Here is a 9,913-nt window from a genome sequence, read left to right as displayed (position 1 = left end):
ACGTCTGTTGGCAAACAGGACAGAGATAGCGTTGATGTCCGTTGGGCATCTTGCCGTGTTTATGGGCTTTAGAATGATCACACAAAGGGCATTGCATGGACGAGTTGCAGATGAGAGATCCCCTCTACTCTACCAATCCCACGTTTATTTGACGCACTACCAAATCCAGCTTGCACGGACTTATCTTCATAGGTCGTCCTTTCATAGGCAGTCAGCGCGATCGCCTCCAACACATTCAAACTGGCGGCTCGTTATCCCACTCCATGGCTATTGTTTCCTATAACTGAAAACTTTTATATATCTAACTGACCGTTAATTTTATTGTTAAATCCGTAGACTTGGCGGCTGCCCGTATAGGGTACTAGCGTCACTTCTTTTTCGTCTCCTGGCTCAAAACGGACGGCGGTTCCGGCGGGGATATCAAGGCGCATTCCTTTTGCTACGTCACGGTCAAAACTTAATGCGTCGTTGACTTCATAGAAGTGAAAATGAGAGCCAACTTGAATCGGGCGATCGCCTAAGTTTGCTACAAGTAACTTTATTGTTTCAAGTCCTGCATTTAGTTCAATTTCTCCTGACTGAACGATTATTTCTCCGGGAATCATTGTTATGCCTTCTGTAATTTACGGAACCCACCAATTAGCTCTGCGTCTATTAGCCCTAAGGCATCTCGCCAACCTGGAGATAAAGGTGATAAATTTAACCAAGCAAGTTTTAAAGTTAACCTGTACTCGCTCAATCAAAAAGATGAAAATAAGTGTTCTTTCTATCGTTACTATAATCGCTCCTTTGGGATTGATGGCTCCAGCTAGTGCTTATAGCCCGGAAGATTTGGAACAGCTAAAGCAAACGCTTTTGTGTCCGAGGTGCGATTTAACTGGCGCGCCTCTTAACGACCTCGATCTTAGTGGTGCTAACTTGCGAAACGCTAATTTGAGTCAAGCTAATTTGTCTCAAACTAATCTTTTGGGCGCAGACTTAAGCGAAAGTAACTTGGAAGCTGCCAATTTCACTGGTGCTAACTTAACTAGCACTACTTTTACCGGGGCTAACCTCCGGTCAGCGACCTTGGAAAATGCCGACCTTACTCGTGCGGGACTATTTGCTACCAATCTAGATGGCGCGAACTTTAAGGGTGCAACTACAACTTATGCTAATTTTCGCGGCTCTAAGTTTAGGCTGACAACTTCACCTAGCGGTTTAGTAACCTCCGACCGTCGCTACTGGTAGTTTATGGAAGATTTTTGTTTTGGATGTTAGTTTTTAGTCCAATTGGGGATTACTAGCTACAGAACTTTAATCATCTGTTACAAAATGAACCTTAAATATGCAAGGGCGATTATTTCTGCGGCTATTTGCCTGTTGCCGGGAATTAGTTATGCTCAAGAACAACCAGACTACGCCTGTTTTTTAACTACCGAGTCTGGTCATACTGTTGATTTTTCCCAAAGTTCCCTGTGTGGCGCTCAAAAATCTGCCCCAAAAGTTCCGGTTAATATCGACGAGGAATTTTTGGCAGAATATAAGCGTAATGTTATGCAGTATGCAGAAGTGCGGGATAACTTGCTGGCTAATGTGGAGCAATCACCTCAAGTAAGTAGCTTGCAAGCTCAAAAAGTGTGCAGCGACTTAAAATCAGGACTCTCGCTTGATGAAATCCAACAAAAGCAGACTACAGAAACCGTCGAGCAAACAAGTTTAGTCAATGCTCAGATTATTACAAACTTGGCTACTAAATATTACTGTCCCAATGTGGCTAAATAGCTAAAAATATATTTCTAGCCGTTAACAATTCTTTATGATGGGGGTAAGCCACTCGATTAATTGATTAATGCTAAATCGTATTCAAGACCTGGCAGAAAAACTAGCTCCTCGCCTAATTGAAATTCGCCGCCACATCCATACCCATCCCGAATTAAGCGCCCAAGAACACAAAACTGCTGCTTTTGTGGCTGGTGTTTTATCTTCTAGCGGCGTTCGCGTCACTGAGACGGTAGGTAAAACTGGAGTTGTCGCTGAAGTCCAAGGAAACGGCACAGACACGCGATTGTTGGCAATTCGTACAGATATGGATGCTTTGCCCATTGAAGAACGTACAGGCTTAGAATATGCCTCCCGCGAACTGGGGATCATGCACGCTTGCGGACACGACGTACACACGACCGTAGGCTTAGGTACGGCAATGATTTTGGCTCAATTAGCCACCGAATTACCTGGTAATGTCCGATTATTATTTCAACCCGCCGAAGAAATTGCTCAAGGTGCGAGTTGGATGATTGCCGATGGAGGAATGGATAAAGTAACGGCAATATTGTCTTTGCACGTTTTTCCGTCCATTAACGCCGGAACGATTGGTGTCCGCTACGGCGCGTTAACCGCCGCCGCCGATGACTTAGAAATTGAGATTATTGGGGAGTCTGGACATGGTGCTAGACCCCACGAAGCCATTGATGCAATTTGGATTGCTTCGCAAGTTATTACCAATCTCCAGCAAGCAATTAGTCGCACCCAGAACCCCTTGCGCCCAGTCGTGTTGAGTATCGGACAAATTAACGGCGGTAGAGCGCCAAATGTAATTGCCGATCGCGTAAAATTGTTAGGCACAGTGCGGAGTCTGCACCCAGAAACTCGCGCTAATTTACCTAATTGGATTACTAAAATAGTTTCTAGCGTTTGTGATACTTATGGCGCTCAGTATCACATTAATTATCGTCCTGGTGTACCATCGGTGCAAAACGATTTAGCTTTGTCGCAGTTGGTACAGACGGCGGCGGAGGAAGCCTTTGGGAGCGATCGCGTTTTGGTACTTACAGAACCCTCTTTGGGGGCGGAAGACTTCTCTATGTACCTAGAACACGCTCCGGGGACGATGTTTCGTTTAGGGGTGGGTTACAAAGATCGCGCTCTTAACTACCCTTTACACCACCCATTATTTGATGTGGATGAATCGGCGATTGTTACCGGGGTAGTGACGATGGCATACAGCGCTTACAAGTATTGGCAGTATGGCAAATAATTTACTTACTCTGTAGCCAAGACAACGAATTACATCTATTAATGGTAATGGAACTTGGTTTACCTATGTAATTGCCATCGTTGGCTTGGTACTTCTGGGAATGAAAAAAGTTTGAATCTGCATCCTTCTTCCACAAGAAGGATGTTTCTAGGGGTTATAAGTTGCTAAATTGGCAACCAATAATCAAGTAAAAGTTGTTAGGGTTATGGCATCATCTACACCATTGCAAGGCACGGAATTAGTTGACTGTGCTAGAGCTAACGCTAAACAGGGAATTGAAACAGCAGCGCTACAATGTGGCTATGGTGACGATCTCAACACCTTTTCTAGGGAACTCAAGGCTGCTTGCGAACAAATGAATTTGCAAGTAAAAGAACTAAGCCAACTAATTACCGAGCAAGATATGATACTGCAAATGGGTGGTGGAGAAGTAGTTGCACCAGATACCGCTTCGGAACTATAGACGTATAAACAGTGCGATCGCATTTAACACTAAAATCAATTTTGGGCTTGAAGTGCGATCGCCTGTGAAAACCGACACTCTTTTCTACTATCTATTTCAAGAATTTCCGAGCATATTTTTTGAATTAATCGGTCAATCAACCTCTCTTGCTGACGATTATCAATTCACATCTATCGAACTAAAACAAGTTGCCTTTCGCTTGGATGGGCTATTTTTGCCACCCATAGATAAGCCAAATCTGCCAATTTATTTTGTTGAAGTACAGTTTCAACCCGATGAAACCTTCTACTATCGACTATTTGCGGAAATTTTCTTGTATTTGTATCAATACAAAGTTGTGCATAATTGGCAGGCGATTGTAGTTTATCCCCGGCGGAGTATTGAATCAGCGCCACCTGTACCTTTTCAATTTCTTTTAAATAGCATCGCGTCCGCAGAGTATATTTAGACGAACTAGAGGCAACTCAATCGCTTGGGGTGGGAATTGTCTAGTTAGTAGTAGAAAGCAACAAAAAAGCTCCAGCAAAAGCTATAAATCTAATTTCGCAAGCAAGGCAACAAGTAACAGATGAGCAACTTCAGCAGCAAATCTTAGAATTTATAGAGACAATAGTAATATACAAGTTTCCTCATCTTAGCCGTCAGGAGGTAGAAGCAATGTTAGGGTTAGACTTGATTAAAAACACTAGAGTTTATCAAGAAGCAAAACTAGAAGCAGTACCCCGGTTGTTGAAAATGGGGTTAACTTTAGAACAAGTAGCAGAAGCACTAGATTTAGATATTAAAGTTGTCAGACAAGCCGCATCAGAACAAAAGTAAGTTAAAAGACTTCTTTTGCTAGAACTTCTCCAATTTATACTTGTCTTATCCAGTCAAAGCCTGCAACTATGTAGTCAGAAGATATGCAGGCACATTGTATGGATGAATATATGATGAGCGCGATCGCCGAAGCTAAGCAAGGATTACAAGAAGGCGGTATTCCTATAGGTTCGGTGCTAGTTAAAGATGGGGTAATTATCGGACAAGGACACAATAAACGAGTCCAAGATGAAGATCCGGTTACTCATGCAGAGATCGATTGTCTGCGGAATGCGGGTAGAATTGGCACTTATCGGGGGACAACTTTGTATTCAACCTTAATGCCTTGCTATCTCTGCGCTGGTGCGGTAGTTCAGTTTGGCATCAAAAAAGTTATAGCTGGAGAATCGCAGACTTTCCCTGGTGCAGAAGACTTTATGAAATCTCACGGTGTAGAAGTTATCGATCTAGATTTGGCTGAATGCAAGCAGTTGATGAGTGAGTTTATTTACAATCATCCCCAATTGTGGAATGAAGATATAGGGAAATAGAGACGTTTGGGCGCAACGTCTCTAGGAGATGAACTCACTTAAACTAAAACAGGACTTTCTTGTTTCTTTAACTGTGTAACTACCATCTGCAAATTTGCTGGCGGTGCGACAGTCAAGCCGCGCCTAGTTGGTTTAACTGGACGAGTATTAACTAACTTCAATTCGCAGCTAGTCAAAATAGTCGCCAGTGCCAATTTCATCTCAAACATAGCAAACGCTGCACCAATACATCTACGGTTGCTGCCCCCAAAAGGTAAGTATTCGTAAGGTGAAAATTGCCTCTCTAAAAAGCGCTCTGGTTTAAACTTTTTCGGTTCGGGATAAATATCTTCTCTCTGGTGGGTGAGATAAGTAGAAATTAATAACAACGTACCGGGTTCAAGCTGGTAGCCCATAATTTCCATCGGTACTTTTACCACGCGCGGAAAGGGAGTTATGGCAATAGGATAAATTCGCAATGTTTCGCAGCAAACGGCATTCAAATATGGCAAACGTGCAATATCGCTAAGATTGAAACCCGCAGGTGAGGTTTTAAGTTCGTTTAATAGCTTTTCTTTAACTTCGGGCAAAGAATCAATCCAGTATAACGCCCATGATAAAGCAGAAGCCGTAGTTTCATGTCCGGCAAATAGCAACGTAATTAATTCGTCTCGCAATTCCTCATCAGTCATTGCTTCCCCTTCCTGATCCCGCGCGGCTAAAAGCAAGCTGAGAATGTCATCGCGATTAGGATCGTTTTGCTGTCTTCTTTCTCTAATTTCAGCTATGAGGATGCTATCAATTTGCTGTTTGAGACGCAAAAAGCGCCCCCAAGGACTCCAAGCACCCCAGTCTTTTTGCAAGGAAGTAAAAAACAGCAATAACGAACTTACTGGAGAACCAACCGAATCTAACATAGTTGTTAATACTTTCCTAAGCTCATCAAATCTTTCTCCTTCATGAATGCCAAAAACTGCGTTAAGAATCACTTGCAATGAGATTTCTTGCATGGATGAACGCACTGCAAAGGGCTTGCCTACTTGCCACTGACTTATTACCCGATTGGTAATGTTATGAATTAACTGCCCGTACGTGCGTAAGCGATCGCCATGAAAAGGAGGCATTAACAATTTTCGCTGGCGTTGATGCTTTGCACCCCCTAATAAAATCATTGAGTGTTCACCTAGCAGTGGCAACAATATATCATTAGCGCTATTTGTATCAAATAACTCTGAGTTGGCGGTAAAAATTTGCTCAATTGCCTGGGGATTGGTGAAATATACGACTAAAGGCGATATATTTTTGGAAATTGTAAAACTTTCTCCATACTTTGCGACCCGTTCTTCAAGCACTTTAAAAGGATTAAAAATCCACTTAATTGTGTTTATTCTACGAGCTAAAATTGAATTACTTGGACCGTCTGGAATTGCCATGGTTTTTATGTTTAAATTTTTAGGTTGATATCTACTTAGTTAGATAATTGCTGTAGTTTTTTATTTTAATTCACTTTATTAATTCCATTTCTTTGCTTATCAAATGCCTCTTACAATTAAGTAATTCTTATTAATAAAACTCTTGACTTTTGTTGAATAAACATCGTATTATGAGATTGTATTGATCTAACTAAATGCTTGTTAAAAGCAGGTGGTTAGGGCGCGGCGGACAATAGTCCGTTGCGCGGGATGAGTAAGATTAGAAATCGCCTTAAATTGCTCCTCTTGCTTGCAAAAAATCAATTAAAACCTCTTTTATAGGCATAGAAGACTGCGCTCCTGACTTTGTGGCAGCGATCGCCCCGGCTGCCGCTCCCCAGACAACAGCTTGCCTCAAGGATAAGTTTTCAACTAAAGCCGCCGCCAAACCGCCATTAAAGGCATCTCCCGCCGCTACTGTGTCTACAGTTTCTACCGGGAAAGCGGGGACAAAAAATGTTTCTTCTTTTGTGGCACAAATTACCCCTTTTACTCCTAGTTTAGCGATCGCGCATCCGACTCCACGCTGCAATAAAACACTGGTTGCTTCACTTGCTGAATCTACATCATTTACAGCAAATCCGACTAACTGACCAATTTCTACTTCATTGGGCGTAATAATATTAACTAGCGGATAAAGTTCGGCGGGTACTTCGGCTAAAACTGGAGCGGGATCGAGAATTACTTTTACCCCAAAACGTTTAGCAGCTTGGGCGGCTAATAAAATACTTGGTAGAGGAATTTCAAATTGCATTAGCAAAACGCGACAATTGGGTAATAGGCTGTTTAAGTTTTCTACATCAGTGCTATCTATACGCCCATTAGCACCAGGTACAACAATAATTTGATTTTCACCCGCATCATCAACACTAATTAATGCTACCCCGCTACTAACTTCGTCTACTAATACATTCTCTATATCTATTCCCGCAGCTTTGAGAGTTTTCAGCAATTGGTTGCCAAAATTATCGTCACCTACACGCCCTACCATAGAAGTAGCTACTCCCAACCGCGCCATTGCTACTGCTTGATTTGCGCCTTTGCCACCAGGTAAAGTAAAAAAGTTCTTTCCTAATAAAGTTTCACCAGGTACAGGCAACTTGGGCGTTGTGACAACTAAATCCATATTAATGCTGCCAAAGGTGATCGCGCGGGGGTTACTGCTCATGATTATTTTTGTTGGTATAGATTAAATTGCGATCGCATTAATTAGCTGCAATTATACCAAAGGAAGTTATTTGTATGTTTTCGTTTATTTCCGTAATTCATTCACTTCCCTCTATTCAAGCATTAAAGCAAAATGTGTTATGCCATTATAAAATTGGCAATTTTCAAAGCTGTCAACTACTTAAACGGGGATTAAATGATACTTATTTAGTAGAAACAGCACAAAAGCGATATATTTTGCGCGTTTATCGTCATAGTTGGAGAACTAAAGAAGAAATTGATTTTGAACTAGAATTACTGAACTTTCTGCATAAGAATAATCTAGCAATTTCCTACCCAATTGAAAAAATAACAGGTGGTTTTACAACGGCAATTGCTACGCCAGAAGGAACGCGTTATACTGCTTTATTTTCTTATGCTTCTGGTAAAGCTGTAGATCAAAAACTAGATAGCGAACAAAGCCGGAAGTTAGGAGAAACCGTTGCAACTATTCATAAAGCTACGAATAACTTTAAGAGTAGTTTTAGCCGCCCTGAATTGAATAACGAATATTTGTTAGATGTTTCACTAAATGCGTTCGCACCACTATATAAACATAGAGAGACTGATATTGCTTACTTGTACAAACAAATTGAAGAACTTAAAAGGAATTTGTTAGCCTTAAACTTACCAAAGTACGCGCCTTTTTATGGTATTTGTATAGGCGATGTTCATGCCGGAAACACTCATTTTAATCAAATTAACCAGCCAACATTATTTGACTTCGATCAATGTGGGTATGGCTGAAGGGCTTTTGATATTGGAAAGTTTATAAATACAGCAATTGTTTGGAAATTAGATAATAAAATTATCCGCTCATTTTTAGATGGTTATCAAACTATTTGTAAGTTGAGCAATATTGAACTTTCTGCAATTCCTATATTTACTAAAATTGCTCATATTTGGGTAATGGGAATTAGTGCAAGTGTAGTTGGCGATGTTTTACCTTACAGTTGGTTTACTGATAATTGGTTAGATAACAGGCTAGAGTTATTTAAGATGCTAGGCGATTGATATCTAAACATTCATGACATCTTCATAAATTTCTGTCATTGTGAGTTCCAAATTTACCGAATTTAAAATAATTGCATTATTTTTACCCAAAATATATTTAATCCAATTATTATCTCGATCTTTGCGATAAAGCTCTACTGCGATTTCGTCTTGGCTAACTAATACATATTCCTGTAAATCTTCTATCTTTTTATATGTCAGTAATTTTTCTCTACGATCTATATTTTCTGTACTTGGTGATAATACTTCAACAATTAAGCAAGGTTTAGTCAAGAAAAACTTTTCAGTATCCTGGGAGTTACAAGTAACTACTACGTCAGGATAGTAAAATACATTATCTGTTTCTATCCTGACTTTCATATCAGAGGCGAAAACTTGACAACCACACCCGCGTAAGTGATTCTTTAATCTGTTATGAATATTTCCAGTAATTAAACTGTGTTCGCGACTACCTCCTGTCATCGCGAATACTTGACCATTTAGATACTCGTGACGAATTTGGCTAGAATCTTCCGCTTCCAGGTATTCGATTAAGTTTATATACGTTAATGGTGCTTGCATAGTTTTCAGTAATAAACTAACTTATTTAATTTTAACTTAACTAACAGAGCGAATAACCTTACAAGGATTGCCTACAGCTATTACATTTGCAGGTATATTCTTAACTACACTACCCGCACCAATTGTAGTATTATCACCAATACTTACACCCGGACAAATAATGGCACCGCCACCAATCCAGACATTATTACCAATACTAATTGGGGAAGCTAGTTCTTTTTTAGTCTGGCGAATCAGTGGATCTGTGGGATGGTAAGCCGTGTATATTTGTACGTAAGGAGCGCATTTAACATTATCGCCAATATGGACTGTATTGCAATCAAGAATGATACAACCATAGTTCATATAAAAATCATTTCCTATATAAATATTGCTCCCGTAGTCGCAATGAAAGGGAGGAACAATTTGAATTTTTGCTTCTACTTTACCAAATAGTTCTTTTAAAACTTGTAAGCGCGTTTCTAATTCTTCTACAGTTGTGGAGTTATAGGTTTTTAACAATAGAGAAGCGCGTTTGCTGTCGTTAGCTAGTTCAAAGTCATCAGCTAAATATAACTCACCCGCCAGCATTTTTTGTTTTTCTGTTTTCTCAATCATTATCAGTTTTCATCTGTACATCTAAAATCAAAGATAATGTAACAGTTTAATAAAAAATATCAACTTTTATTGTTTATAAGGGCTAAATTATAGCATTGGTATAACGATGTTTTGTACGTCTTAAAGAGGAAGCTTTTGCGAAAAAGATTGTTATATATTTAAAAGTTAAAGCAAACGTAAGAATTTATTTAAACATAATTGTATCAACTACTATTGGTTATAAAAATAGTAAGATATTTAGTTCTAAAGACATAAA

Annotated in this window: 16 protein-coding genes and 1 pseudogene; 10 read left to right on the top strand and 7 right to left on the bottom strand. The window is 40.0% G+C overall.

What is annotated here, in order from left to right:
• The 3 genes from AC2VE5_RS15215 to AC2VE5_RS15205 form a co-directional block, all read right to left on the bottom strand.
• On the bottom strand, window positions 1-97 hold a 97-nt coding region (locus AC2VE5_RS15215; RefSeq protein ID WP_486886923.1), incomplete at its 3' end, for an IS1/IS1595 family N-terminal zinc-binding domain-containing protein.
• Window positions 78-239, bottom strand: coding sequence for a hypothetical protein (locus tag AC2VE5_RS15210; protein WP_486888582.1), 162 nt, complete (start codon window positions 237-239; stop codon window positions 78-80). The genes AC2VE5_RS15215 and AC2VE5_RS15210, both read right to left, overlap by 20 nt.
• Window positions 240-293: 54 nt before the next feature.
• Window positions 294-605, bottom strand: coding sequence for an urease subunit beta (locus AC2VE5_RS15205; RefSeq protein ID WP_486888581.1), 312 nt, complete (start codon window positions 603-605; stop codon window positions 294-296).
• Between the two features lie 142 nt (window positions 606-747).
• Between AC2VE5_RS15205 and AC2VE5_RS15200 the strand changes: the two genes are divergently transcribed.
• From AC2VE5_RS15200 to AC2VE5_RS15165, 8 genes and pseudogenes are all read left to right on the top strand, one after another.
• Window positions 748-1,230, top strand: coding sequence for a pentapeptide repeat-containing protein (locus AC2VE5_RS15200; RefSeq protein ID WP_486888580.1), 483 nt, complete (start codon window positions 748-750; stop codon window positions 1,228-1,230).
• 84 nt (window positions 1,231-1,314) lie between these two features.
• Complete coding sequence (locus tag AC2VE5_RS15195) at window positions 1,315-1,764, top strand: DUF732 domain-containing protein (RefSeq protein WP_486888579.1); 450 nt, start codon at window positions 1,315-1,317, stop codon at window positions 1,762-1,764.
• Between the two features lie 67 nt (window positions 1,765-1,831).
• Window positions 1,832-3,016, top strand: coding sequence for a M20 family metallopeptidase (locus tag AC2VE5_RS15190; RefSeq protein WP_486888578.1), 1,185 nt, complete (start codon window positions 1,832-1,834; stop codon window positions 3,014-3,016).
• A 205-nt stretch (window positions 3,017-3,221) separates the two neighbouring features.
• Window positions 3,222-3,479, top strand: a complete 258-nt coding sequence (locus AC2VE5_RS15185; RefSeq protein WP_486888577.1) for a hypothetical protein — start codon at window positions 3,222-3,224, stop codon at window positions 3,477-3,479.
• On the top strand, window positions 3,451-3,927 hold the full coding sequence (locus AC2VE5_RS15180; RefSeq protein WP_486888576.1) for an Rpn family recombination-promoting nuclease/putative transposase: 477 nt from the start codon (window positions 3,451-3,453) through the stop codon (window positions 3,925-3,927). The genes AC2VE5_RS15185 and AC2VE5_RS15180 overlap by 29 nt, the downstream gene beginning before the upstream one ends.
• An 83-nt stretch (window positions 3,928-4,010) precedes the next feature.
• A pseudogene (locus tag AC2VE5_RS15175) lies at window positions 4,011-4,082 on the top strand (hypothetical protein); the annotation flags it as partial.
• 54 nt (window positions 4,083-4,136) lie between these two features.
• Window positions 4,137-4,298, top strand: a complete 162-nt coding sequence (locus AC2VE5_RS15170) for a hypothetical protein (protein ID WP_486888575.1) — start codon at window positions 4,137-4,139, stop codon at window positions 4,296-4,298.
• A gap of 98 nt (window positions 4,299-4,396) precedes the next feature.
• Window positions 4,397-4,828, top strand: coding sequence for a nucleoside deaminase (locus AC2VE5_RS15165; RefSeq protein WP_486888574.1), 432 nt, complete (start codon window positions 4,397-4,399; stop codon window positions 4,826-4,828).
• A gap of 38 nt (window positions 4,829-4,866) precedes the next feature.
• On the opposite strand, the gene AC2VE5_RS15160 is transcribed toward AC2VE5_RS15165, so the two are convergent.
• Both AC2VE5_RS15160 and rbsK read right to left on the bottom strand, forming a co-directional pair.
• Window positions 4,867-6,240, bottom strand: a complete 1,374-nt coding sequence (locus AC2VE5_RS15160; protein ID WP_486888573.1) for a cytochrome P450 — start codon at window positions 6,238-6,240, stop codon at window positions 4,867-4,869.
• Between the two features lie 271 nt (window positions 6,241-6,511).
• Complete coding sequence (rbsK, locus tag AC2VE5_RS15155; protein WP_486888572.1) at window positions 6,512-7,447, bottom strand: ribokinase; 936 nt, start codon at window positions 7,445-7,447, stop codon at window positions 6,512-6,514.
• A gap of 74 nt (window positions 7,448-7,521) precedes the next feature.
• On the opposite strand from rbsK, the gene AC2VE5_RS15150 reads away from it, so the two are divergent.
• Together AC2VE5_RS15150 and AC2VE5_RS15145 are read left to right on the top strand one after the other, a co-directional pair.
• Window positions 7,522-8,232 (top strand): phosphotransferase enzyme family protein, encoded by a 711-nt coding sequence (locus AC2VE5_RS15150; RefSeq protein ID WP_486888571.1) that lies wholly within the window; start codon window positions 7,522-7,524, stop codon window positions 8,230-8,232.
• Between the two features lie 102 nt (window positions 8,233-8,334).
• The gene (locus AC2VE5_RS15145) at window positions 8,335-8,499 is read left to right on the top strand and encodes a hypothetical protein (protein WP_486888570.1); all 165 of its coding nucleotides are present in this window, start codon (window positions 8,335-8,337) and stop codon (window positions 8,497-8,499) included.
• A gap of 3 nt (window positions 8,500-8,502) precedes the next feature.
• Here the strand turns inward: AC2VE5_RS15145 and AC2VE5_RS15140 are convergent, their stop codons facing one another.
• Both AC2VE5_RS15140 and AC2VE5_RS15135 read right to left on the bottom strand, forming a co-directional pair.
• Window positions 8,503-9,060 (bottom strand): Uma2 family endonuclease, encoded by a 558-nt coding sequence (locus tag AC2VE5_RS15140; RefSeq protein WP_486888569.1) that lies wholly within the window; start codon window positions 9,058-9,060, stop codon window positions 8,503-8,505.
• A gap of 36 nt (window positions 9,061-9,096) precedes the next feature.
• Entirely contained in the window at window positions 9,097-9,654 is a 558-nt protein-coding gene (locus AC2VE5_RS15135) for a sugar O-acetyltransferase (RefSeq protein WP_486888584.1), read from the bottom strand.
• Between the last annotated feature and the right edge of the window lie 259 nt (window positions 9,655-9,913).

The organism is Aliterella sp. E5.1 (genome assembly GCF_057473825.1).
Note: the sequence above shows the minus strand (reverse complement) of the source record. Positions and strands in the feature narration are given on the sequence as shown.